Source organism: Streptomyces zaehneri (genome assembly GCF_032248645.1).
Lineage (GTDB): Bacteria > Actinomycetota > Actinomycetes > Streptomycetales > Streptomycetaceae > Streptomyces > Streptomyces coriariae.
Genome location: NZ_JASTTJ010000017.1, coordinates 1 through 24987, shown reverse-complemented (window position 1 = coordinate 24987; position 24987 = coordinate 1). Strand labels below are relative to the sequence as shown.

At 70.9% G+C, this 24987-nt stretch carries 18 protein-coding genes and 1 pseudogene; 9 read left to right on the top strand and 10 right to left on the bottom strand.

Annotated features, from left to right (window positions below; translation table 11 throughout):
* Positions 1-11: 11 nt before the first annotated feature.
* Both QQM72_RS25675 and QQM72_RS25670 read left to right on the top strand, forming a co-directional pair.
* Complete coding sequence (locus QQM72_RS25675) at positions 12-1271, top strand: hypothetical protein (RefSeq protein ID WP_314223343.1); 1260 nt, start codon at positions 12-14, stop codon at positions 1269-1271.
* Positions 1272-1508: 237 nt separating this feature from the next.
* Positions 1509-3068 (top strand): hypothetical protein, encoded by a 1560-nt coding sequence (locus QQM72_RS25670; protein ID WP_314223216.1) that lies wholly within the window; start codon positions 1509-1511, stop codon positions 3066-3068.
* Between the two features lie 22 nt (positions 3069-3090).
* On the opposite strand, the gene QQM72_RS25665 is transcribed toward QQM72_RS25670, so the two are convergent.
* Positions 3091-3504 (bottom strand): organic hydroperoxide resistance protein, encoded by a 414-nt coding sequence (locus QQM72_RS25665; protein ID WP_020132372.1) that lies wholly within the window; start codon positions 3502-3504, stop codon positions 3091-3093.
* 142 nt (positions 3505-3646) lie between these two features.
* On the opposite strand from QQM72_RS25665, the gene QQM72_RS25660 reads away from it, so the two are divergent.
* Entirely contained in the window at positions 3647-4144 is a 498-nt protein-coding gene (locus QQM72_RS25660; protein ID WP_314223215.1) for a MarR family winged helix-turn-helix transcriptional regulator, read from the top strand.
* Between the two features lie 269 nt (positions 4145-4413).
* Here QQM72_RS25660 and QQM72_RS25655 read toward each other — a convergent pair whose 3' ends face one another.
* Both QQM72_RS25655 and QQM72_RS25650 read right to left on the bottom strand, forming a co-directional pair.
* Entirely contained in the window at positions 4414-5058 is a 645-nt protein-coding gene (locus QQM72_RS25655; RefSeq protein ID WP_054240270.1) for a LuxR C-terminal-related transcriptional regulator, read from the bottom strand.
* 34 nt (positions 5059-5092) lie between these two features.
* On the bottom strand, positions 5093-5740 hold the full coding sequence (locus QQM72_RS25650; RefSeq protein ID WP_314223214.1) for a TetR/AcrR family transcriptional regulator: 648 nt from the start codon (positions 5738-5740) through the stop codon (positions 5093-5095).
* Between the two features lie 170 nt (positions 5741-5910).
* Here QQM72_RS25650 and QQM72_RS25645 point away from each other — a divergent pair, with 170 nt between their 5' ends.
* Together QQM72_RS25645 and QQM72_RS25640 are read left to right on the top strand one after the other, a co-directional pair.
* Positions 5911-6828: an ABC transporter permease gene (locus tag QQM72_RS25645; protein WP_314223213.1), complete on the top strand. Its 918-nt coding sequence runs from the start codon at positions 5911-5913 to the stop codon at positions 6826-6828.
* Positions 6821-7498, top strand: a pseudogene (locus tag QQM72_RS25640) (ABC transporter ATP-binding protein); the annotation flags it as partial. The gene QQM72_RS25645 and the pseudogene QQM72_RS25640, both read left to right, overlap by 8 nt.
* Here QQM72_RS25640 and QQM72_RS25635 read toward each other — a convergent pair.
* Positions 7454-12406 (bottom strand): NAD-glutamate dehydrogenase, encoded by a 4953-nt coding sequence (locus QQM72_RS25635; RefSeq protein ID WP_314223212.1) that lies wholly within the window; start codon positions 12404-12406, stop codon positions 7454-7456. The pseudogene QQM72_RS25640 and the gene QQM72_RS25635 overlap by 45 nt on opposite strands.
* Before the next feature lie 913 nt (positions 12407-13319).
* On the opposite strand from QQM72_RS25635, the gene QQM72_RS25630 reads away from it, so the two are divergent.
* Positions 13320-13886, top strand: coding sequence for a DJ-1/PfpI family protein (locus QQM72_RS25630; protein ID WP_314223211.1), 567 nt, complete (start codon positions 13320-13322; stop codon positions 13884-13886).
* Between the two features lie 95 nt (positions 13887-13981).
* Here QQM72_RS25630 and QQM72_RS25625 read toward each other — a convergent pair whose 3' ends face one another.
* Both QQM72_RS25625 and QQM72_RS25620 read right to left on the bottom strand, forming a co-directional pair.
* Positions 13982-14653 (bottom strand): HAD family hydrolase, encoded by a 672-nt coding sequence (locus QQM72_RS25625; protein ID WP_267022805.1) that lies wholly within the window; start codon positions 14651-14653, stop codon positions 13982-13984.
* A gap of 308 nt (positions 14654-14961) precedes the next feature.
* Positions 14962-15477: a DUF6912 family protein gene (locus tag QQM72_RS25620; RefSeq protein WP_314223210.1), complete on the bottom strand. Its 516-nt coding sequence runs from the start codon at positions 15475-15477 to the stop codon at positions 14962-14964.
* A gap of 335 nt (positions 15478-15812) precedes the next feature.
* Between QQM72_RS25620 and QQM72_RS25615 the strand changes: the two genes are divergently transcribed.
* Positions 15813-16544: an Rv3235 family protein gene (locus QQM72_RS25615; RefSeq protein ID WP_314223209.1), complete on the top strand. Its 732-nt coding sequence runs from the start codon at positions 15813-15815 to the stop codon at positions 16542-16544.
* 175 nt (positions 16545-16719) lie between these two features.
* Here the strand turns inward: QQM72_RS25615 and secA are convergent, their stop codons facing one another.
* Positions 16720-19566 (bottom strand): preprotein translocase subunit SecA, encoded by a 2847-nt coding sequence (secA, locus tag QQM72_RS25610; protein WP_314223208.1) that lies wholly within the window; start codon positions 19564-19566, stop codon positions 16720-16722.
* Positions 19567-19847: 281 nt separating this feature from the next.
* Here secA and QQM72_RS25605 point away from each other — a divergent pair, with 281 nt between their 5' ends.
* Both QQM72_RS25605 and QQM72_RS25600 read left to right on the top strand, forming a co-directional pair.
* The gene (locus QQM72_RS25605) at positions 19848-20504 is read left to right on the top strand and encodes a GNAT family N-acetyltransferase (RefSeq protein WP_314223207.1); all 657 of its coding nucleotides are present in this window, start codon (positions 19848-19850) and stop codon (positions 20502-20504) included.
* Between the two features lie 256 nt (positions 20505-20760).
* Positions 20761-21960: a winged helix-turn-helix domain-containing protein gene (locus QQM72_RS25600; RefSeq protein WP_314223206.1), complete on the top strand. Its 1200-nt coding sequence runs from the start codon at positions 20761-20763 to the stop codon at positions 21958-21960.
* Between the two features lie 154 nt (positions 21961-22114).
* Here the strand turns inward: QQM72_RS25600 and QQM72_RS25595 are convergent, their stop codons facing one another.
* The 3 genes from QQM72_RS25595 to QQM72_RS25585 all read right to left on the bottom strand — a co-directional run.
* Positions 22115-22861 carry a response regulator gene (locus QQM72_RS25595; protein ID WP_020133042.1) on the bottom strand — a complete coding sequence of 249 codons (747 nt, stop codon included), beginning with the start codon at positions 22859-22861 and terminating at the stop codon, positions 22115-22117.
* Between the two features lie 206 nt (positions 22862-23067).
* Complete coding sequence (gene hpf / locus QQM72_RS25590; RefSeq protein WP_314223205.1) at positions 23068-23760, bottom strand: ribosome hibernation-promoting factor, HPF/YfiA family; 693 nt, start codon at positions 23758-23760, stop codon at positions 23068-23070.
* A gap of 313 nt (positions 23761-24073) precedes the next feature.
* Positions 24074-24987 (bottom strand): ComF family protein (locus tag QQM72_RS25585; protein WP_399078588.1); only part of this gene is annotated, 914 nt, incomplete at its 5' end.

The window sequence follows — 24987 nt, the reverse complement described above, 5'->3', positions numbered from 1 at the left end:
CGCGCACCTGGGTGCTGGTCCTGGCCGCCGTCTTCGCGCTGCTCCAGCTCGCGAACGTGACCGGCCGGGACACCCCGGACAGCAAGAACTACCTGTCGTACGCGCTGAGTCTGCGCGGTGAGGGCAAGCGCGAGGCGGCGGCCGTGACCATCGCCTACGTCTGCGCGGGCGAGGCCTCGATCGCGGCCCGCCGGCAGAGCGTGGACGTGCTCCGCTTCGACGCTCCCGACCCGGGCCGCCGGGTCACCGCCGAGTGCGGCGAGCGGGAGTGGCGCGCCGTCGACGCGCGGCTGCGGGCGGGGCAGACCGGCGGGCACACCGTGCCGTTCATGCCGGAGCGGTTCATGCGCATCTTCGAGGCGCGGCCCGGCTACCCGGTGTTCCTGCTGCCGTTCCTCACCCTGTTCGGCGTGACCTGGGGTGTGTGGCTGGCGGGTGTCGCGGTGACGGCGGCGGGCGGGGTGCTGGTGTTCCTGATCCTGCGCACCCGGCGCGCGCCGGCCTGTGCCTGTCTGACCGGGCAGGCCCTGTACTACGTGCTGCCGTGCGGGACGACCGCCATGCGCCCCATGACCGAGGGCCTGATGCTGGCGCTGACGCTGGCGGCGGTGTGGGGGTGCGCGCTGGCACTGGACGACGAGGTGCGGGCGGGGGCGTGGCTGGTCGGCGGTTCGCTGGCCGCCCTGTTCACCGTCAAGCACTCGCAGGCGCTGTTCCTCGGGCTGTGTCTGGCGGGCGCGGGCGCGCTGATCGCCGTACGGCGCCGGCGGCGCGGGCGGCCGCCGGGGCGGGGGGTGGTCGTGGTGGCCGTCGTGGGTGGTTTCGGGGTGCTGGGGACGCTGGTACTGGCGAGGCTGCTGCACTATCCGTCGGAGTCGGAGAGTCTCCAGGATCTGCTGACCCACCACTTCGACCGGCCGGACCGCGCGCAGGTGTGGCCGGAGTTCCTGCGTCTGCAGGGGAACTTCTGGGTGGAGTGGCTGCGGCGGCAGCTGTGGGAACCGCTGTTCGTGGCCGCGCTGGCGGCCGGGGCGTGGGGGGTGGCGCGGGGGCGGCGGCGGGCGTTCGGCGTCTTCGTGCTCGGCGCCGCCTGCACCGGGGTCCTCACCCAGGCCGGACACCCGGACATCGGCATCTGGGGCGACCGGTTGATCGTGCTGGCGTGGCTGCTGCCGGTGCTGGGGGTGCCGCTGCTGCTGGAGCCCGTGCTGCGGGGGCGGGTGGCCCTCCCGGCCCAGGAAGGCTCCGATCGGGCTCACTCCTTGAGGTGACTTTCGGCAAGGGCGTTGACCGGGCGGGAAGATACGGCCAATGCCCCTCTTTGCCCAGCTCGGACCCCGGTGCGGCGCGCTGTCGCGTTCCCTGCCCGGTTCCCTGTTCGACTCCCTCCCCGGCGCGGCCCGGTCCGGTGCGGACCGATGCGGCCCGGACCGATGCAGCGGGGCCCTCCCCGGTGCGGCCGGATGTGGTGCGGCCGGATGTGGTGCCGTCCGGTCCGGTGCCGTCCTTTGAGCACCGGTGTCCAGACCCGGCGGCCCACGCTCGGCGCGACGGCGCTGCACGGCGGTCGGGGGTGGCGGCCGACCCCGTACCAGGCCCTCGGGTTCCTGTTCTGGCTGCTGATGTCGCTGGCGTACTGGCGGGTGCCGCAGTGCTGCGACGCCGGCCAGCACGCGGCGGTCGTCGAACGCCTGAAGGACCGTCTGCTGAACCCGCGGCACCCGATGGGCGACCTGCCGGGCGCGGGCAGCCCCTACTACTCGCCGTACGCGGTGGCGGAGGGCGCGTTCGCCCGGGTGAGCGGGCTGACGGGCTGGGCGGTGTTGCGGGTCGCCGGCCCGGTGAACCTGCTGGTGCTGCTGACCGGCATCGGCCGCTTCACGCGCGTGCTGACGCCGAGGCCGTGGGCGCCGGTGCTCGCGCTGGCGGCGATGACACTGCTGTGGGGCACGGAGCGGGCCTGGTGGAGCGGCTACCTGGGCCTGATGTCGATGACCGGCAACCTCGGCTACCCGTCCACCTTCGCCATCGGGCTCACCTTCTGGGCGTGGGCTCTGGCGGGCACGCGCGCGCGTGACGCGCGCCGGGTGCGCTACGTGGGTCCGAGCGGGCTGCGCGGCTACTCGGGGTACGTGACCCTGGGCGCGCTGTACGGGGTGATCCTGCTGGTGCATCCGATCACGGCGATCGCGGCGGTGGCCGGGGGCGCGGCCTTCGTCGTGGGGTGGCAGCGCGGGTGGCGGGCCGCGGTGGCCGCCCGGTGGGCGGCGGCGGGGGCCGTGGCGCTGCTGGTGGCGGCTCTCTGGCCGTACTTCGACGTGTTCGGGCTGGTCGGGGACGGCAGCGTGGACGCGATGCACCGGCGGCTGTACGACGATCTGCCGGGCCACTTCTGGCTGGCGCTGCTGGGAGTGCCGGCGCTGTGGGCGCGGGGCCGCCGCTCGGTGCGCGACCCGCTGGTGCTGATGTTCGCCCTGGAGTGCCTGGTGGTGGCGTACGGCTTCGTCAGCGGCCACTACACGTGTGGGCGGATCCTCGGGCTCACCCTGGTGCCGCTCCAGTTCGCGCTGGCCGTGGAACTGGCGGCGCCCCGGCCCTGGCGGGTGGGGCGGCGGGTGCTGGGCGCGGTCGCGGCGGGCGCGGCCTGCCTCGGTTTCCTCACGGTGCAGGCGGGGGCGGTCGTGCCGCGCGCACTGGACCCGGTCGGCTTCGAGCCGCCGCCGCGCTGGCCCGCGTACGACTGGGCCGCGCGGCACATCGGGCCCGGCGAGGTGGTGGTCACCGACGGGTACTACGCCGTCCACACGATCGCCGGGTACGGGCCGAACCTGGCCGCGCCGGCCTGGCCGGACGCGGCCCTGGACGAACGGGAGCGGCTACGGCGGCTCGACGACGTCCGCACCTACCTCTCCCCCGGGTCGACCCGCGCCGAGCGGGTGGGGATCGCCCACCGCTACCGCATCCGCTGGCTGCTGCTGACGCGCTGGCACCCGGTGCCCGAGGAGGCCGTGGTGGTGGCGTGGAGCAGGCGGACGGGGGAGGTGCTGGCACGGGTCGGGAACCGCTGAACCGCCCGGAAGCGGTCGGCGACTACTCGATGACGAGGTCGACCTCGATGTTGCCGCGGGTGGCGTTGGAGTAGGGGCAGACCTGGTGGGCGGTCTCGACCAGCTTGCGGCCGGTCGCCTCGTCCAGGCCTTCGGGCAGCTCGACGCGCAGCGTCACCTTGAGGCCGAAGCCCTCGCCCTGCTTGCCTATGCCGACCTCGGCGGTCACGGCGGCGTCGGTGACGTCGACCTTCGCCTGGCGTCCGACGAGACCGAGGGCGCTGCCGAAGCAGGCCGCGTAGCCGGCGGCGAAGAGCTGCTCGGGGTTGGTGCCCTGACCGTTGCCGCCCAGCTCCACCGGCGGGGCCAGCTGGAGGTCGATCCTGCCGTCGGAGGAGACGGCGCGACCGTCGCGGCCGTGGGTGGCGGTGGCGACTGCGGTGTAGAGCGCGTCCATGGATGAACCATCCCTCTCGGAAGTCGTGTCGGGGGGTGGCCGGCCCTCGCGCTGTTCGCGTCCGGACCGCCTCACGGAGATAAGTAGAGCACACAATTAAGTTGTGCACAACTAAATGGCTCGCTGGAGCTACCCTGGAGGCATGACCGCGACGCCCACACCCGCAGCGCAGGAGAACGCCGAGGAGAACTGGCTCCGCCTGGACAGCCAGATCTGCTTCTCCCTGCACGCCGCCTCGCGCGCCTTCAACGGCGTGTACCGCGTGATCCTCAAGGAACTCGGGCTGACCTACCCGCAGTACCTGGTGCTGCTGGTCCTGTGGGAGCACGGCGAACTGCCCGTCAAGAAGCTCGGCGAGCACCTGCGCCTCGACTCCGGCACGCTGTCCCCGCTGCTCAAGCGGCTGGAGTCGGCCGGCCTGGTGCGCAGGGAGCGCAGTGCGCGCGACGAGCGCTCGGTGGAGATCCGGCTCACCGAGGAGGGCACGGCCCTGCGCGAGCGGGCGCTGTTGGTGCCGCGCCGGATCGTTTCGGCGACCGGGTTCGACCTGGACGAGATCCGGGACCTGCGCGAGCACCTCGACCAGCTCACCTCGGCCCTCGACGCGGCGGCCCTGGAGGAGGAGCCGGAGCGCGGCTGACCGGCCGGTCCCCACGGGCGCGATACCGGCGCCGGTGACAGACCGTTCGCGTCATCGGCAGGCAGTTCGCGTCATCGGCAGGCAGTTCGGCGCCGATGGGCGTCCGGCCAAGTCGCGCCGGACTCACGATCCGCGCGTGCCGGAACGCAGCCTTCTCCCCGCCCTCCCCGCACCCCCTCACCGCCCCCGCCCTCACCGCTCCCGCCCTCGGCCGGCTGCCGCGCGCCGAGCCGGCGGAGCGGGTCCGCCGGCTCCCCCGCCGACCCGGGTCAGGCGTTGTTCAGATACGCCAGCACCGCCAGCACCCGACGGTGGCCGCTGTCGCTCGGGGGGAGGCTCAGCTTCAGGAACACGTTGCCGATGTGCTTGCTGACGGACCGTTCGGTGATGACGAGGGTGTCGGCGATGGTGGCGTTGTCGCGGCCCTCGGCCATGAGCTTCAGCACCTCGCGCTCGCGCGGGGTGAGCGAGTCCAGCGGTGAGTCGCGGCGGCGGGACATCAGCTCCGTGACGACCTCGGGGTCGAGAGCCGTACCGCCGGAGGCGACCCGCTCCAGGGCGTCGAGGAACTCGTCCACCCGGCCGACGCGGTCCTTCAGCAGATAGCCGACCCCGCTCGCGCCCCCGCCCAGCAGTTCGGCGGCGTAGGACTCCTCGACGTACTGGGAGAGCACCAGCACCGGCAGGCCCGGAATCCTCTCGCGAGCCTCCAGCGCCGCCCGCAGCCCCTCGTCACGGAAGCCCGGCGGCATCCGTACGTCGAGCACCGCCACGTCAGGCCGGTGCCGCAGGAGCGCCGGCAGGACCTCGGGGCCGGAGCCGACGACGGCCACGACCTCGTGCCCGGCCGATGTCAGGAGCAGGACCAGGCCCTCCCTGAGCAGGGCGTTGTCCTCGGCCATCACGATTCTCATGCCACCTCGGCTCCCGTCACGGCGTCCGCGCCCCTTACAGCGCCTTGATCGCCTCGGTGGTCGCACGAGCCAGCGCGCCCAGGTAGCCCTTGGGCAGCTTCGGGCTGCGGATCACCACCGAACGCCAGTAAAGCGGACCCGAGATCAGGTCGAGCGCCAGCTCCTCGTCCAGCCCCGCGCGGACCTCGCCGCGCCGCTGCGCCGCCGCCACGATCTTCAGGGCGACCTCCTCCTGACCCTGCTTCAGCGCCTTCTGCAGGGCCTCGGCGATCTCCGGGTTGCGGGCCGCCTCCGCCTGGAGGTCGGGGATGATCTGCGAGGCCACCGGATGCCGCAGGGCCCGGGAGCTCACCTCGTAGAGCATGCGCAGGTCGCCCTCCAGGCTGCCCGTCTCCGGGGCCGGCAGGCCCTGCACGGCTATCACCGAGACGATGTCGAGGACCAGGTGCAGCTTGGAGCGCCAGCGCCGGTACACCGCGGTCTTGCCCACCCCGGCCCGCCGGGCGATCCCCTCGATGGACATCCGCGCGTAGCCGACGGTCGCGAGCTCCTCGAACACGGCGGCCCGGATGGCCTCCGTCACGTCCTCGCGGAGCACGGCCGCGCCCGCGGGGGCCCGGCGGCGCGGGCGCACCTGGGGTCCATCGGCGTTCGTCGCGTTCGTCGTCATGCGGACCAGCATAGGGCGTTACGACGAAACGGTTGCGTTGCGACGATGAATCGGCCTACTCTCACGTTGCGACGATACGGTCCCGTCCCGACGTAAGAAAACGTAAAGAAAAGCGTAAGGAAACGTCGAGCGGCCACGGAAACGCCGCCGCCCGCACCTTCCCCCGAGCGAAAGCAGCGGATGTGAGTCAGGTCCTCCACACACCGCCCCAGACACAGGCCGCCCCCCACGGCGACCTCGCGGCTCTGGCCGCCCGTCACGGCCTCACGGTCAGCGGTGCCCGCCCGTCCCTGCCCGAGTACATTCGCCAGCTCTGGGCGCGCCGCCACTTCATCACCGCGTTCGCCACCGCCAAGCTCACCGCCCAGTACAGCCAGGCGAAGCTGGGCCAGGTCTGGCAGGTGATGACCCCCCTGCTGAACGCGGCGGTCTACTACTTCATCTTCGGTGTCCTGCTGGAGACCAAGAAGGGCGTGGCGGACTTCATCCCGTTCCTGGTCACGGGCGTGTTCGTCTGGACGTTCACGCAGAGCTCGATCATGGCGGGCACCCGGGCCATCGGCGGCAGCATCGGACTGGTGCGGGCCCTGCACTTCCCCCGGGCCGCCCTGCCGATCTCGTTCTGCCTCCAGCAACTCCAGCAGCTGCTGTTCTCGATGGCCGCCCTGCTGATCATCCTGTTCGCCGTGGGCGTGCCGCCGGCGCTGTCCTGGGTCCTCGTCATCCCGGCCCTGACACTCCAGTTCGTCTTCAACGCCGGCGTCTCGATGATCCTGGCCCGGCTCGGCGCGAACACCCCGGACATCTCCCAGCTGATGCCGTTCATCCTGCGCACCTGGATGTACATCTCGGGCGTGATGTGGAGCATCGACAACCTGCTCGAGAAGCACCAGGGCATGCCGACCTGGGTCGCCGACCTGCTGCGGGCCAACCCCGCCGCCGTCTACATCGACCTGATGCGCTTCGCGCTGATCGACAGCTTCCACGCGAGCCAGCTGCCGCCCCACGTGTGGCTGGTCGCGACCGGCTGGGCGCTGCTCGCCGGCGTCGGCGGCTTCATCTACTTCTGGAAGGCTGAGGAGACGTACGGCCGTGGCTGAGAACGCAACGCGCACCGCACCCACCGCGCCCACCGAGCCCGTCGACGAGCGGGCCCCCACCGTCATCGCGGACGGCGTCGACATCGTCTACCGGATCAACGGCACCGGCAGCGGCCGGGGCAGCGCGACGGCGGCCCTCAACCGCATCATGCGCCCCCGGCAGGCCCAGAAGGCCGCCGGCATGCGCACGGTGCACGCCGTCAAGAACGTCACCTTCGTCGCGTACAAGGGCGAGGCGATCGGCCTCATCGGCACCAACGGCTCCGGCAAGTCGACCCTGCTCAAGGGGATCGCGGGCCTCCAGCCGGTGGAGAACGGCAAGATCTACACCGACGGCCAGCCCTCCCTCCTCGGCGTCAACGCGGCCCTGATGGGCGATCTGACCGGCGAACGCAACGTCTACCTGGGCGGGCTCGCCATGGGGATGACGCGCGAGCAGATCAAGGAGCGCTACCAGGAGATCGTCGACTTCTCCGGCATCAACGAGAAGGGCGACTTCATCTCCCTGCCGATGCGCACCTACTCCTCCGGCATGGGCTCCCGGCTGCGCTTCTCCATCGCCGCCGCCAAGGACCACGACGTACTCCTCATCGACGAGGCGCTGTCGACCGGCGACGCCCGGTGCTTACGAGTGCGTCCGCAGCAGCGTACGCATCGTGCGCATGGCCACCGACAGGTTGGCCAGGTCGAACGTCTCCGAGCTCTGGATCTCCTCCAGCGTGGTGCGCGCCCGGCCCAGGATCGCCGCGTTCTTCTCGTCCCAGGCCTTGAAGCGCTGCTCGGGCGTCGAGGTGCCGTTGCCGACGGCCAGCACGTCCGCCGTCAGCGCCGCGTGGGCCGCGTACAGGTCCTCGCGGATGGAGGCGCGGGCCATGGACTGCCAGCGGTCGGCACGCGGCAGCTCGATGATGCGGTCCATGAGCTGGGCGATGCGCAGACGGTCGGCGAGGTCGTAGTAGACCTCGGCGACGTCCAGCGGGTCCCGCCCCATGCGGTCGGCCACGGAGACGATGTCCAGTGCCGGGAAGGCCGAGGAGAACCCGGCCACCCGGGTGGCCAGCTCGTCCGGGACACCGGCGTCGGCCAGCTCGTCGTGGATCCGCTGCCACCACTCCAGGTCCGCGCCCCGCAGCAGCTTCGTCAGCTGGGACCACACCTGCTCGACGCGCTCGGCGAAGAAGTCGACGGTCTCGGCGAGCTGGAGCGGCTGCGGCCGGTTGTTCAGCAGCCAGCGCGTACCGCGCTCGACGAGCCGCCGCGAGTGCAGCCGGATACGGGTCTGGACATCGGCCTCGACCTGGTTGTCGAGTGCCTCCACCGCATCCCACACCGGCGCCGAGCGGAAGATCGCCCGGGCCGCGGTCTGGGCCCGCACGATCTCCTCGAGCGAGGCGCCGGTCTCCTCCCGCAGCCGGTGCAGATACGTCGTACCGCCCGTGTTGACCGTGTCGTTGACGAGGACGGTCGTGGTGATCTCGCGGCGCAGCGGGTGGCTGTCGATGCCCTCGGGGAACCGCTCGCGCAACGCCGTCGGGAAGTACGCGTGCAGCAGGCCGCGCAGGTACGGGTCGTCGGGCAGCGAGGTGTGCAGCAGCTCGTCCGACACCGTGATCTTCGTGTAGGCCATCAGGACGGCCGTCTCCGGGCTGGTCAGGCCCTGGCCGGCGCCGAGACGCTCACGGATCTGCCGGTCGGTGGGCAGGAACTCCAGGGCCCGGTCCAGGTGCTTCTCCCTGACCAGGTGGCGCATGAAGCGCTGCTGGGCGTGGAGCATGTCCTTGGACTGGGCGAGGGCGTTGGCGATCGCCGTGTTCTGCGCGTAGTTGTTGCGCAGGACGAGAGCGCCGACCTCGTCGGTCATCTCCGCGAGCACCTTGTTGCGCTGCTTGACGGTCATGTCGCCCTCGCCGACCAGACCGTTGAGCAGGATCTTGATGTTCACCTCGTGGTCGGAGGTGTCCACGCCCGCGCTGTTGTCGATGGCATCCGTGTTGATCTTGCCGCCGTGCAGCGCGAACTCGATCCGGCCGAGCTGGGTCAGGCCCAGGTTGCCGCCCTCGCCGACGACCCTGACGCGCAGGTCGGCGCCGTCCACCCGGATCGGGTCGTTGGCCTTGTCGCCGACGTCGGCGTTCGACTCCGCACCGGACTTCACGTACGTGCCGATGCCGCCGTTCCACAGCAGGTCCACCTGCGCCCGCAGGATCGCCTTCATCAGGTCGGCCGGGGTCAGCTTGGTGACGGCCGCCTCGATGCCCAGCGCCTCACGGATGTGAGCGTTGACCGGGATCGCCTTCGCCGTCCGCGGGAAGACACCGCCGCCGGCCGAGATCAGGTCGCCGTCGTAGTCGGCCCAGCTGGAGCGGGGCAGCTCGAACAGCCGGCGGCGCTCCGCGTAGGAGGTCGCCGCGTCCGGCTTCGGGTCGATGAAGATGTGCCGGTGGTCGAAGGCGGCGATCAGCCGGATGTGCTCGCTGAGCAGCATGCCGTTGCCGAACACGTCACCCGACATGTCCCCGACGCCGACGACCGTGAAGTCCTCGGTCTGGGTGTCCACGCCCAGCTCCCGGAAGTGCCGCTTCACGGACTCCCAGGCGCCGCGGGCGGTGATGCCCATGCCCTTGTGGTCGTAGCCGGCCGAGCCACCGGAGGCGAAGGCGTCGCCGAGCCAGAAGTTGTACGACTCCGCGACCTGGTTGGCGATGTCGGAGAACGTCGCCGTGCCCTTGTCGGCGGCGACCACCAGGTAGGTGTCGTCCTCGTCGTGCCGCACGACGTCGGCCGGCGGCACGACCTCCCCGCCGACCAGGTTGTCGGTGATGTCGAGCAGCGCCGAGATGAACGTCTTGTAGCTGGCGATGCCCTCGGCCAGCCACGCGTCACGGTCCACGCCCGGGTCGGGCAGCTGCTTGGCGACGAAGCCGCCCTTGGCGCCGACCGGCACGATGACGGTGTTCTTCACCATCTGCGCCTTGACCAGGCCGAGCACCTCGGTACGGAAGTCCTCACGCCGGTCGGACCAGCGCAGACCACCGCGCGCGACCTTCCCGAACCGCAGGTGCACGCCCTCCACCTGCGGCGAGTACACCCAGATCTCGAACGCCGGCCGGGGCGCCGGCAGGTCCGGGATGGCCTGCGGGTCGAACTTCATGGACACGTAGTCGTGCGGCTCGCCGCCCGCGCGCTCCTGGAAGAAGTTCGTCCGCAGGGTCGCCTTGATGACCGTGAGGAAGGACCGCAGGATCCGGTCCTCGTCGAGCGAGGCCACCTCGTCGAGGGCCGCGTCCAGCTCCTCGAGCAGCGCGTCGACGATCTCGTGCCCGGCACGCTGCCGGTCGGGCGACATCCGCGCCTCGAACAGCGACACGAGCAGCCGGGTGGTGTGGACATTGGTCCGGAGGGTGTCCTCCATGTAGTCCTGGCTGAACGTGGACCCGGCCTGACGCAGGTACTTGGCGTACGCACGCAGCACCATCGCCTGCCGCCAGTGCAGCCCGGCGCCCAGCACCAGCGCGTTGAACCCGTCGTTCTCCGCCTTGCCGGTCCAGGTCGCCGAGAACGCCTCCTGGAACCGCTCACGCCCGTCGTCACCGAGCAAGTCCCCACCGGGACCCGCCGGCGACTTGGGGATACGCAGACCGAAGTCGTAGATCCAGGCGTTGCTGCGGTCCGCGCAGCGCAGTTCGTACGGCCGCTCGTCGATCACCTCGACACCGAGCCGGTTCAGGACCGGCAGCACCGCCGACAGGGAGATCGCGTCACCCTTGCGGTAGATCTTGAAGCGGCGCTCGTCGGGCGCCGCGCCCACCGGCTCGTACAGGCTGAGCGAGAAGTTCCGCTCCTCGGTGAGCCGCTCCAGATGGCACAGGTCGGCGACGGCGGAACGCGGACTGTGGTCGGCCTTGTACCCCTCGGCGAAGGCGTTGTTGTAGCGCCGCAGCAGCTCCGCGGCCCGCTCCTCGCCGAGTTCGGCGTTCAGCGCCTCCTGGAACGCGTCGGCCCAGGAACGCGCCGCCTCGACGAGCCGCGCCTCGATGCGCTCCTTGTCGGCGTCGGACAGCTCCGGCAGCTCGGTGCCCTGCGGGACCCGCACGACGAAGTGCAGCCGGGACAGGATCGACTCGGTGTTCCAGGCGGTGAAGTCGACGTTCGTCCCGCCCAGCTCCTCCTTGAGGATGTCGATGATCCGCAGCCGCACGCCCGTCGTGTACCGGTCGCGGGGCAGGTAGACGATCGCCGAGTAGTAGCGCCCGTACTCGTCCTGCCGCAGGTACAGCCGCAGCCTGCGCCGCTCCTGGAGGTAGAGCACGGACGTGACGATGGACCGGAGTTCGTCCACCGGCGTCTGGAAGAGCTCGTCGCGCGGGTAGGTCTCCATGATCTGGAGCAGGTCGCGCCCGTCATGGCTGTTGGGCGAGAACCCGGCGCCCTTCAGCACGGCCTCGACCTTGCGCCGCACGACCGGCACCCGCACCACCGACTCGGTGTAGGCGGCGGAGGAGAACAGCCCGAGGAAACGCCGCTCCCCGACGACGTTCCCGTCCTCGTCGAACTTCTTCACACCGACGTAGTCGAGGTAGGAGGGCCGGTGCACGGTGGCCCGGCTGTTCGCCTTGGTCAGCACCAGCAGCTTGTGCTCACGCGCCTTGGCGCGGGCGTCGGCGGGCAGCCGCTCGAAGGAGGGGCTGACGGGGTGGCTGTCGGCGTCGGCGTGATGCGGGTCGGAGCGCAGAATGCCGAGCCCGGTCCCGGGAACGGCGGTGAGGGAGTCGTCCCCGCGCAGCTGGTACTCCCGGTAGCCGAGGAACGTGAAGTGGTCGGCGGCCAGCCAGCGCAGCAGCTCACGGGCCTCCTCGACCTCGGGCCGCGCCAGATCACCGGGGACGGGCTCCTCCCGGAGCTGATCGGCGACCCGCAGCGCGGTGTCCCGCATCTTCTCCCAGTCCTCGACGGCCTCCCGCACGTCGGACAGGACGCGCACCAGGTCGGCGGTGATCTGCTTCAGGTCGGCCCGGTCGGTCTCACGGTCGATCTCGACGTGGATCCACGACTCGACATGCCCGTCGTGCGGCAGCTCGCCCGCGGCGGGCGGGGCGCTGAGCACCTCGATGAGCTTGCCGGCCACATCGCGCCGCACGACGACCTGCGGGTGGATGACGAGGTGGATCCCCCGCCCCTGCCGGGTCAGCTCGTTGGTGACGGAGTCGACGAGGAACGGCATGTCGTCGGTCACGACCTCGACGACCGAGTGGCTGCACGTCCACCCGTTCTCCTCGACGGTCGGCGTGTGGACCCGTACGTTGGCCGTCCCCTGCGGCCGGTTCTCGGCCAGCCGGTAGTGCGAGAGCGCGGCTCCGAAGACGTCGACCGGGTCACGGCCGTTCAGGTCCTCCGGGGCGGTGTGCAGGTAGTAGCGCTGGAGGAACGCGAGGAGGGAGACGTGGTCCGGGGTCCCCGGAGTACCGCCGCCCTCGCCCGTCGTCCCAGTCGGTAGATGCCCCCCGACCGGGCTGTTCTCAGCGACCCGCGCCGCCCTCTCGAGCAGCTCGGCCTTGGCTTCGTCCAGCTTGGTCTGCATTGTCCTCTGGCTCCTGTCGCGCGCCGTTGCGTGACGTAGAAGGAAGTACGTGAAGTACGGTCTCTTCCCCTGCGGCTCGACGCCACGGCCCGGGTTCTCCGGTCTGCTCCGACGCTATGCCGCAAGGTGAGATGAGCGGGGGGTTATCAGCCATTCTCGACACCACTCCCGGGTGTGACGCTGCTCTCCGCGCCAGGTGCATCCGGGGGGTACACGGCGTCCTGGGGGCCCCTTCGGCCCCGTCCCGCCCGCGCCCGACCAGCGTCCGCCACCCGGCTGCGGAGATGGTCCGCACACACCGGGCGCAGGGCGGAGGCAACACTGCCTCCGCAAGCTATCGCGCTGATCACGCCACCAAGGCTATCGCCCCTCCCAGGCCTCCCGTCATGAGCCGTATGTGTACAAAACCCAGCCCAGAACTTTGCCGTTCTGCACAGAGGCAGAACGGGGGGTGACGTGGGAAGGGGGCGAGGGCGGAGCCCAGGGCGGGAGACGGGTCGGGGACCCGGGGCGGAGCCGGGTCGGGGACCGGGGGCGGGAGACGGGTCGGGGACCGGGGGCGGGAGACGGGTCGGGGACCGGAGGTGGGGGACCCGAGGTGGGAGACGGGTCGGGGACCCGAGGTGGGGGACCCGAGGTGGGAGACGGGTCGGGGACCCGGGGTGGGGGACCCCAGGTGGGAGACCCGAGCGACCCGCGCGCTGGCCCGGGCGCACGGGGGACCCGAGGCCGGGGACCCGAGGCCGGGTGGAAGGGGCGGAGCCCCTGGGATGGGAAGGGCAGGGGCGGCGGGGGCGAGAAAAGTCGACGCCGGCCTCACCCCGCGGGACGCTGAAAGCGCCCCCTCTTGGCAAGCCCACCCCCAAGAGACACGTTGCCCAGAGCAACGCCCGCCCGAGAGGAGCCGCCCACCATGTCCTCGAAGATCCTCATCGTCACCGGCGACGCAGCGGAATCCCTGGAAGTCCTCTACCCCTACCAGCGCCTCCGCGAGGAAGGCTACGAGGTGCACATCGCCGCCCCCGCCCGCAAGAAGCTCCAGTTCGTCGTCCACGACTTCGAACCCGGTTTCGACACCTACACCGAGAAGCCCGGCTACACCTGGCCCGCCGACCTCGCCTTCTCCGAGGTCGACCCCGGCCAGTACGCCGCCGTCGTCATCCCCGGCGGCCGGGCCCCCGAGTACCTCCGCAACGACCCCGAACTCCGCAAGATCCTCAAGTCGTTCTTCGACGCCGACAAACCCGTCGCCCAGATCTGCCACGGCCCCCTGCTCACCGCGGCCGCCGACGCCCTCCGCGGCCGACGCGTCACGGCGTACCCGGCCCTGGAGCTCGACATGCAGTCGGCAGGCGCCACCTTCCAGGACGCCGAGGCCGTGGTCGACGGCACCCTGGTCTCCGCCCGCGCCTGGCCGGACCACTCGGCCTGGATGCGCGAGTTCCTGAAGGTGCTCCGCACCAAGGCGCCAGTGACCTGACGTGACCTGACCTGACCCTCCCGGGTGCGGCGTCCCCCAGGACGCCGCAGGACGCCGCACCCGATCCGACGCTCGAGGCACCGACCCGCAAACCCCTACGCAGCCGCAGCCAACCGCCCCGCGACCTCGACCGCCTCCCCCAGCGTGTCCACCACGGGCACCCCCACCACCTCCAGGCTGGCCCGGCTGTGCGACCCGCCGGTGTACAGGACGGCCCGCGCGCCCACATGCAACGCGGCCACCGCGTCATCGGCGGCATCCCCGATCACCACCGTGCGCGCCGCCTGCACGCCGGTCAGCGCCTCGAGGTGCCGCACCATGTGCTCGGCCTTGCTGCCGCCTGAGGGCCCGGTCCGCCCGTCGACCCGTACGAAGTGCGGCTCGATCCCGAACCCCCGGACCAGCGGCACGAGTTCATCGTGCACGTACATGCTCAGCAGGGACTGACTGTGCCCCGCCGACCGCCACCCCGCGAGCAGCTCCACCGCGCCCTCGGTGAGCCCGCACCGCACCCGGTGCTCGGCGTAGTACCGATGGAAGACGTCGTCCATGACCTCCCACTCGGCATCGGTGGGCAGCCTGCCCATCAGCCGCTCGTAGAACTTCGGCACCGGAACGCAGTACAGCGCCCGGTACCGCTCCAGCGTGATCGGCTCCAGGCCCAGCTCGACGAACGCCGCGTTCGTCGCCCCGATGATCGCGTCGTTGTCGTGGAACAGCGTCCCGTTCCAGTCCCAGACGATGTGCGCCGCTTCCTGCTTCCCCATACCTGCAAACGTACCCGCCACCGCCGACAATCAAGTGACCGGCCGAAGCGGCGCCCCACCCCACCGGACCAGGCACTCCGGCGGCTCCGGGCAGCTCGACAGGTCGGCAACGCCCACAGACCGACCCGCCCGCACATCGACCCGCCCACAGACCGGCCCGCCCGCACATCGACCCGCCCACGGACCGATCCGCCCGCACATCGACCCGCCCACGGACCGATCCGCCCGCACATCGACCCGCCCGCAGACCGATCCGCCCGCACATCGACCCGCCCACGGACCGGCAACCAGCAGCCGACCGCGCGAACTCAGTCGCCCGACCCCACCAGAGTCGGGATCTCCTGCCTGGCGAACCACAGCAGCTCATGGTCCTCGGCCCCGTCGACGACGAACTGCGCGTCGTCGTCCCCGCCGTCCGCCGCCACTACCGCCTCCGCCGCGGCGGTCACGTCCGCCTCGGCCTCACCGGCGTCGACGTGCACCGCGGCCGCCTTGGTCAGCGGCACGGCACCCGTCACCCGGACCTCGCCCAGCGCCGCCGGATCGAGCGCCCGGCCGGGATCCGCGGCGGCCGCGCGGTCGGGTACGTCGACGGCGAGCACGACCCGGCGCCGCGGGGCACCCGGATCCGCCGCGAGCATCCGCAGCGAGGCGAGCGCGGCCCTGCTGAGCGCCGCGTACTCCAGCTCCTCGATGTCGTCGGAGACATACCACTCGCGCAACGCGGGCGTGACGGCGTACGCGACGAGCGGCCCGGACCCCAGCTCACCCGTCTTGTGCGCCTCGGCGAGACCAGGGAGGGTCAGGGGGACGTAGACGCGCATGACTGGCCGCTCTTTCGTGGTCGCAGGCTCGGACTCGGTACCCCGGGGCAAAGACGGTTCCGCGTGTCCCCGAAGGCCTTCAGGATACGTGCGGCCGTCCCCTTTCGAGCCCCTGCCCGCACCCCCGCGACCGTCAACCCCGAGCCACGCCACTCACCCGGCCCGCCCCCGCAGCATCAGGCTTCCACCACCCCCCACCACCCCTGATAGGTGAACTTCCCGACCCTTGACCGAGGACTCTCCGCTTCCTTGCCGTCACACACCGCGACCACGTACAAGATCCACAACGGCAAGTTACCGACTGGTAGAGCCGAGCCCACCGAACGGGGACACCCATGAACAAGGTCATGACGAGGACGCAACACCACCCCGGCGCCCGCCCTCCCGGCCGACGCGACACCCGCCGCCCCACGGGCGCCCCACCCCGCACCCCGAGCGGCGGCGCCGCCCGCACGGCACCCGGCGGCGGCCGCCCACCCGGTCCCTCCGGCACCACGTCCCCCACCGGCACCCGCCCCACCGACGGCCGCCCCGCGACCCCCCGGTCCCTCACCCACCACCCGACCCTCCGACCCGGTGGCGGTGGCGGTGCCGGTGCCGGTGCCGGTGTCAGTGCAGGTGCCAGTACAGGTACCGGAACGGGAATCGCCACCAAGGCTCCCACCGGCTCCCCGACCGTCCCCGCCCCCGCCCCCCCCCAGACCCTCCGTCGCCCCGTCTCCCAGCCTCGCCCCACCGACCTCTTCGCCGACCGCCTCCTCGCGGTCCTGACCGGCCGGCGCCCCGTGCACTTCATGCTCCGGCACACCCTCGGCCACGCCTACGACGACCTGGCCCACCTCGCCGAACACGGCCCCCTGCGCACCACCCGCGGCGCCCGCCCCGTCGTCCGGGACATCGGCTACTACGTCCCCCGCACCGGCGCCATCGAGGCCTTCGCCCGCATCAGCGCCGGCGACCGCCTACGGGCCATGGCCTTCCGCCTGGAGCTCGGCACCGACCACCGCTGGCGCTGCACCGCCGTGGAACTCGACGGCACCCGCAGGCCACACTCCCAGGACGACTGAGCCGTCCCGGAACCGCCGGACAGCAAAGGGCCGGGCTCACCCGAAGGTGACCCGGCCCTCAAGCCGCTACGAAGCCCACGGCTCCGTCACGTCACACGGCACACGGCACACGGCACGCCACACCGTCACGCATCACGGCCCGGCAGACGCCGCGCCGCGGGCGGCCGCGCCCGCCCTACTTCTTCCGGCGTCGCCCGGCCTTCGCCTGCTTGCGACGCTCCGCGCGCGTCAGGCCATCGGCCTCCGAGCGCACCGGCTCGTCCTCGTCACTGTCGAAGTCGCCCTCGATCGTGCCGCCCTCGCCGTCCACCGTCGGGGCCGAGAAGTGCAGCTGACGACGCTGCGGAGCGTCCAGGCCCTTCGCCCGGATCTCCGGACGCGAACCCGCCTGCGCCGGCACCACGTCCTGCTTCTCCATGTCCACCGGCGCGGCGTCCGCCACCGGGACCTCCTCGACCTGCTGCTCGACCTGGACCTCCAGGTTGAACAGGTAGCCGACGGACTCCTCCTTGATGCCGTCCATCATCGCGGAGAACATGTCGAAGCCCTCGCGCTGGTACTCGACCAGCGGGTCCTTCTGCGCCATCGCGCGCAGACCGATGCCCTCCTGGAGGTAGTCCATCTCGTAGAGGTGCTCGCGCCACTTGCGGTCCAGGACCGACAGCACGACCCGCCGCTCCAGCTCACGCATGATCTCGGAACCGAGCTGCGACTCCCGCGACTCGTACTGCTCGCGGATGTCGTCCTTGATGGACTCGGAGATGAACTCGGCGGTCAGACCGGCCCGGTCACCCGCCGCCTCCTCCAGCTCCTCGACGGTGACCTTCACCGGGTAGAGCTGCTTGAAGGCGCCCCACAGCCGGTCCAGGTCCCAGTCCTCCGGGAAACCCTCGGCGGTCTCCGCGCCGACGTACGCGTCGATCGTGTCGTCCATGAAGTGGTGGATCTGCTCCTGCAGGTCCTCGCCCTCCAGAACGCGGCGCCGCTCACCGTAGATGACCTCACGCTGACGGTTGAGCACCTCGTCGTACTTCAGGACGTTCTTACGCGTCTCGAAGTTCTGCTGCTCCACCTGCGACTGCGCGGACGCGATCGCGCGCGTGACCATCTTGTTCTCGATCGGCACGTCGTCCGGCACGTTCGCCATCGACATCACGCGCTCGACCATCTGCGCCTTGAACAGCCGCATCAGGTCGTCACCCAGCGACAGGTAGAAACGGGACTCGCCCGGGTCGCCCTGACGGCCGGAACGACCGCGCAGCTGGTTGTCGATACGACGCGACTCGTGCCGCTCGGTACCCAGCACGTAGAGGCCGCCCAGCTCCTTGACCTCGTTGAACTCGGCCTTGACCGCCTGCTCGGCCTTCTCCAGGGCGGCGGGCAGCGCGGCGGCCCACTCCTCGATGTGCTCCTCGGGGTCGAGGCCACGCTGGCGCAGCTCCGCCTCCGCGAGGTCGTCGGGGTTGCCGCCGAGCTTGATGTCGGTACCACGGCCGGCCATGTTCGTGGCGACCGTCACGGCACCCTTGCGACCGGCCTGGGCGACGATCGACGCCTCACGCTCGTGGTGCTTGGCGTTCAGCACCTCGTGCTGGACACCCCGCTTGGAGAGCTGCTGCGACAGGTACTCGGACTTCTCGACCGACGTCGTACCGACGAGGATCGGCTGGCCCTTCTCGTGCTTCTCGGCGATGTCGTCGACTACCGCCTCGAACTTCGCGACCTCGGTGCGGTAGATCAGGTCGGACTGGTCCTTGCGGACCATCGGCCGGTTCGTCGGGATCGGGACCACGCCGAGCTTGTAGATCTGGTGGAACTCGGCGGCCTCGGTCATCGCCGTACCGGTCATGCCGCAGAGGCCGGGCTGTTCCTTCTCGTTGTGGTCGTGGCGCTTGTAGAGGCGGAAGAAGTTCTGAAGGGTGATCGTGGCGAGCGTCTGGTTCTCGTCCTTGATGTCCACCCCTTCCTTCGCCTCGATCGCCTGGTGCATGCCCTCGTTGTACCGGCGGCCCGCGAGGATACGACCCGTGTGCTCGTCGACGATCATGACTTCGCCGTCCATGACGACGTAGTCCTTGTCCTTCTTGAAGAGCTCCTTCGCCTTGATGGCGTTGTTCAGGTAGCCCACCAGAGGGGTGTTCACCGACTCGTAGAGGTTGTCGATGCCCAGCCAGTCCTCGACCTTGCTGACACCGGTCTCGTGGATGGCGACCGTGCGCTTCTTCTCGTCGACCTCGTAGTCGCCGGTCTCCTCGAGGCCCTTGAGCGGGTTGCCGGCCTCGCCCTTCTTCAGGCGCGTCACCAGCTTGGCGAAGTCGCCGTACCACTTGGTGGCCTGGTCCGCCGGACCGGAGATGATCAGCGGCGTACGCGCCTCGTCGACCAGGATGGAGTCGACCTCGTCGACAATGGCGAAGTTGTGGCCGCGCTGGACCAGCTCGTCCTGCGCCCACGCCATGTTGTCACGCAGGTAGTCGAAGCCGAACTCGTTGTTCGTGCCGTACGTGATGTCGCACGCGTACATCTCACGGCGCTGCGCCGGCGTCATGTTGGCGAGGATGCAGCCGACTTCCAGGCCCAGGAACTTGTGGACACGACCCATCATCTCGGAGTCGCGCTCGGCCAGATAGTCGTTGACCGTGATCAGGTGGACGCCCTTGCCGGACAGCGCGTTCAGATACGCGGGCAGCGTGCCGACGAGCGTCTTGCCCTCACCGGTCTTCATCTCGGCCACATAGCCGAGGTGCAGGGCGGCACCACCCATGATCTGCACGTCGTAGTGACGCTGACCGAGGACACGCTTGGCGGCCTCGCGCACAGTGGCGAACGCCTCGGGCAGCAGGTCGTCCAAGCTCTCACCGTCGGCGTACCGCTGCTTGTACTCATCGGTGAGGGCCCGCAGCTCGGCGTCGGAGAGGTCGACGAAGTCCTCTTCGATGGAGTTGACCTGGTCCGCGATGCGGTGCAGCTTGCGCAGGATCTTGCCTTCGCCTGCACGCATGATCTTCGAGAGGACGGACACGGGGGTTGGTCTCCTTGCCGGTCGGGCCTGGGACGGTCGGTTTCCAGTGGACTTGCTGAGCAACGGCCATCGTATGCGAGGACCCCGCCACCCTGGGAGGCCTGCCGCGACGAGGACCACACACTGCTGCGCACCTGCTCCAAAATCTTCTTCAAAGGGGACAACGGCCGGGCCCCGCCGATGGTGCCGCGTCCGCCGGACGAATTGCGCGAATTGTGATCACGCGCTCACACACGGCAAAAAGATGGCGCCCGCCGGGACACCCCGCGCAGAATCGGCCGATGGAGCCCGAGCCCGTCACCCTCACCACCCCCCGACTCGTCCTGCGCCCCCTCGGCCCGCAGGACGCCGACGCCGTGTACACCGCCGCCCAGGACCCCGACATCCAGCGCTGGACCACGATCCCCTCCCCCTACCTCCCCGAGCACGCCCGCAGCTTCACCGAACTGCTCGCCCCGGAGGGCTGGGCGAGCGGCTCCATGTTCACCTTCGGCGTCTTCCTCCCCGACGGAGCCCTCACCGGCGTCCTCAGCCTCACCATGCGCTCCCCCGGCACGGCCGAGGTCGGCTTCTGGGCGGCCGAGGAACACCGCGGCCACGGCTACACCACCGAGGCCACCCTCACCGCGGCCCGCTGGGCCTTCACCACCCTGCCCGTCGACCGCCTCGAATGGCGGGCCGAAATCGGCAACACCGCCTCTCGCACGGTCGCCGAGAAAGCCGGCTTCACCCTGGAAGGCACCCTCCGCTCGGCCATCGCCAACAAGGGCGTACGCCGCGACTGCTGGCTGGCCTCCCTGCTCCCGTCGGACCTGGGACTGCCCTCGACGGCACCGTACGTCCCGGCACCGTCCAGCCCGCCCAGCCCGCCCAGCCCGTCCGGGGCGTCCGGGGCGTCCGGGGCGTCCGGCGGTACAGCCAGCCTGTCCGGCGCTTGAGGACGAGGCCGTCCAGGCCGAAAGCGGGAGTCCGGGGGGCAGCAGCCCCCGGGAACGGGAAGGGCCCAGGAACGGGAAGGGGAAGGGGAAGGGCCCGGGAACGGGAACGGGAAGGGCCCAGGGACGGGAAGGGCAGGGGCGGGAGCAGGGGCGGCGGGGGGCGAAGGACGCGGCGAAGCCGCCCTCACCCCAACCCCGCCCCCTCAAACCCCCAGCTCACCCGGCACTGTCAGTCCCACCCCCTATCGTGCGAGCCATGACGACCCCGCGCCCCGACACCGCCCTCTCGGCAGACGAAGCCCGCCGCATCGCCCTACGCGCGCAAGGCTTCCTCGGCACACCCGACCGCAAGGCCGGAGTCCGCGGCGTCCTCCGTCATCTCGGCGCGGTCCAGCTCGACACCATCTCGGTCCTGGCCCGCTCCCACGAGCTGATCCCCTACGCCCGCCTGGGATCGGTAGGCCGCAAGACGATCGAGGACGCGTACTGGAAGCCCGAGTCCGCGGGCACGCCCACGGCACGACCGCACGCCTTCGAGTACTGGTCCCACGCCGCCTGCATCCTCCCCATCGAGGAATGGCCCCACTTCGCCTTCCGCCGCCGCGCCTACCGGGCCCGCCCGCACTGGAACCACGCTCTCCCGGACGGCACGTACGACCAGGTCGTCAAGCAGCTCCGCACCGAAGGCCCCCTCACCGCGACCGAGTTGGGCGGGGCGAAGAAGACGAGCGAGTGGTGGGACTGGTCCGGCACCAAGGTCGCGGTGGAACGCGCGCTGATGTACGGCGAGGTGGTCTGCGTCGAGCGCCGCGGCTGGAAGCGCGTGTACGACCTCGCCGAACGCGCCGTCCCCGCCGGCCTGCTGCACGACGAGCTGGACGACACCGAGTGCCTGCGTCGCCTCGTCCGCCTGGCCGGCCAGTCGCTCGGCGTGGGCACGCGCGCGGACATCGCCGACTACCACCGTCTCAGGGGCGAGCAGGTCGACACCGTGATCGCCGACTCGGGCCTGGTACCGGTCACGGTCGAAGGCTGGGGCAAGCCCGCCTGGGCCGACCCGGCGGCTCTGGAAACGCCCCCGCGCGGCCGCCACCGCACCACGCTCCTGTCCCCCTTCGACTCCCTGATCTGGGAGCGGGCGCGCACCGAGCGGATCTTCGGCTTCACCCACCGCCTGGAGGCCTACGTCCCCAAGCCGAAGCGGATCCACGGCTACTTCGCGATGCCGGTCCTGGCCGGCGGCCGGCTCGTCGGCCGCGTGGACCCGGCGCGCGAGGGCCGCACCCTGATCGCCAGGCAGATCACGCTGGACGGCCCGAAGGCGGTCCCGGCGGTGGCCCAGGCCCTGCTCGAGGCGGCCACCTGGGTGGACTGCACGGACGTACGCGTCGAGCGCGTGGACACCCCTGACCTGCGCGAGCCCCTCGCCAGGGAACTCACCCGCGCACTGGCCTGACCCGGGCCCGAGCCGCGTCCGAGCCGGGCTGCGTCAGGACTGCGTCAGGACTGCGTCGAGACTGATCCGAGCCAGGCCCGGGCCTGGCTCAAGGACCACAGGCGATCCGGACCACAGGCGATCCGGACCAACGACGATGATCCGGCGATCCGGCTCACCGGATCTCGAGAATCTTCTCCCGCATCGCGTACACGACCGCCTCCATCCGGGAGTGCAGCTGAAGCTTCTCCAGGATGTTGCGCACGTGGTTCTTCACGGTGTTCTCGGAGATGAACAACTCCTTGGCGATGTCACGGTTGTTCATTCCCGTGGCGACCAGCTTGAGCACCTCCAGCTCCCGGTCCGTCAGCCGAGGCGCGGGGACGAGGCGACGCTCGTCGGTCCGCTGGATCATCGACTTGAACTCGGTGAGCAGCTTCGACGCCATGGAGGGGCTGATCTGCGACTGCCCGTCGGCGACCGCGCGGATCGCGGTGGCGACCTCGTCCGTGGAGATCTCCTTGAGGAGATAGCCGGTCGCGCCCGCCTTGATCGCCTCGTAGAGGTCGGCCTCCTCGTCGCTGATCGTCAGCATGATGATCTTCGCGCTGGGAGCCACCTCCTTGATGGAGGTGCAGGCCTCGATGCCGCCGCGCTTGGGCATCCGTACGTCCATCAGCACGATGTCCGGCAGCAGGTCGGCCGCCTTGTCCACGGCCTCGGCGCCGTCACCCGCCTCGCCGACGACCTGGATGTCCTCCTCGGCCGCGAGCACGATCTCCAGTCCGCGGCGGAACAGGGCGTGGTCGTCCACGACAAGGACTCTGATCGGCTCCTTGCGCGAGGTGCCGCCGTCCGGGCCCATGCCGACGACGCCGTCGTCGGCATCGTCGTCCCGCATCGGTCCGAAGCTGTCCGCCATCGTTCCTCCCCCTGAAGGCTGTGGCCGTGGTCCTGTGCCGTCGCCAACCCAAGGCAGCGGCCCACCGGTTGAGCCGCCCTGGCCATGATTCCATGCCCGGACGACAACGCGGTGACAGAGCGGTGCCCGAAGGGGTCGCACACGGGTGCCCCTGGGGGCGCACACAGCGCTCCAGGGGCACACCGCTCAGCTGTCACCGGGCAGCGTCAGCCACCCAACACGCCGCCCGCCTCGGGCGCGTGCGCCTGGGCCACCATCGGGTCGGTGTCGAGGTAGATCACGCCGTAGTCGTAGGCGTGACGCCGGTAGACGACGCTGGGCTGCTTGGTCTCGGAGTCGACGAACAGATAGAAGTCGTGTCCGACCAGTTCCATCTCGTAGAGGGCCTGGTCGAGAGTCATCGGAGCGGCGACGTGGGTCTTCTCGCGCACCACGAGGGGGCCGTCGCCCTGCACCTCCAGCGAACCGATCCGCTTGGTCGGCACGCTGTCCGACTCGTCGGCGGGGACGGGACGGCCGTTGCCGTTGAGCGTCGCCACACCGGGGACGTAGTCGGAAACCTCCGCCGCGGAGATCCTGCGGGCGCCGCGGCGCGTGTAACGCTTGTCGTGCTGCTTGCGCAGCTGGGCATCCAGCTTCTCCGCCGCCAGGTCGAGTGCCGCGTACGCGTCGCTGGCGGCCGCCTCCGCCCGGATCACAGGGCCGCGGGACCGGAGTGTGATCTCCACTCGGTCGCACCGGTCGGCCTGTCGGGGGTTGGGCTCCTTGGACACCTCCACGTCGAGGCTGATCACCTTGCCGTCGAGCTTCTGGATCTTCTCCAGGTTCAGCTTGTCGGCCACGTGCTTGCGGAACCGCTCGGGCACCTCGGTCTTGCGGCCCTTGACGACGATGTCCACGCAGAACTCCGTTCCCGGATCACTCCGCTTCGGTGCGGAGCGTCTCCCTTTTGCACCAGGCTCCGGTGAGCACCGGAACCTCGGACTCGGTGACTTCCACCTCCTCCTCCCCCATGAGCGAGATCTACACCCCAGGTGCTGCGGAAGATTTCGAAAACCGCAGCACGACATTCAGATATGAGAGGTGTGGCCTGCGGCTTTCCCTCACAACCGAACATATCTCGCCCGGACGGATGTCGTCACCCTCTACCGCGGCGTACCTCCGTTCAGGCGAATTGGCCCTCTCATTACCTGCAACGACGCAAGTTCCCACTCAGTTCCGGTTTATTTCGAAAGAGTCCGGCGACGCGGCGACCACGGCCGCGCAGAGCACGTCACCGGCTCCGCCCGCGTCGCCCAGCGGTCTCACCGACACCCCGTACACGCCTGCCACCTCCGCTTCCGACGGCTTCCTACTGTCTTCCCGAGTCCTACCCACGTACCCGGCCGTCGCCGCTTCACCACACAACGCACCCTTCGTCTCCTCCTCCTCACACAGCCCACTCTCCCCCTGTCCCGCCCACTGCGCCGCCGCAGCCACCCGAACCGCCCGAACCGCCCGCGCGGCCTCCGCCAGCGAGGCCCCCGTCGTCACCACGTCGTCCACGAGAACCACCGGCCCACCGCCCAGCACCCGCGCACCCCCGGGCACCACCGTCAGCGCGCCCACCAGGTTGTCCAGCCGCTGCCGGGAGCCGAGCCCCGACTGGTCGGCCACCGCCCGCCGCTGCCGCAACACCGCGGCCACCCGCGCCGGCACCCCCGCCCTCCGCAACTCACCGGCGGCCGCCAACGCGATCCGCCGAGCCGGATCATGCCCACGCGCCCGCACGGCGGCCCGGGTGGAGGGGACCGGGACGAGCAGGAGATCTCCGGTGGCCTGGGGGCCCTCCCCCTCCCCCCACCCCACCTCCCCCATCCCCGCCCGCACAGCCCCCGCCAACGCCGCGCCCAGCGGTCGCGCCAGTGCCAGCGCGCCGCGTTCCTTGTGGGCCAGCAGCGCCGCCCGTGCCTCGTCCGCGTACCGGGCCGCCGCGTGCACGGCGGGCAGCCCTGGCGGCTCCGGCACCGGACGGACCCGGAACGGCTCGGCCCCGCTCAGCGCCGCACGGCACTGCGGGCAGAGCACCGTACGCGCACTTCCGCAGCCCCCGCACTCGGCGGGCAGCTCCAGGCCGGCGAGTGCCT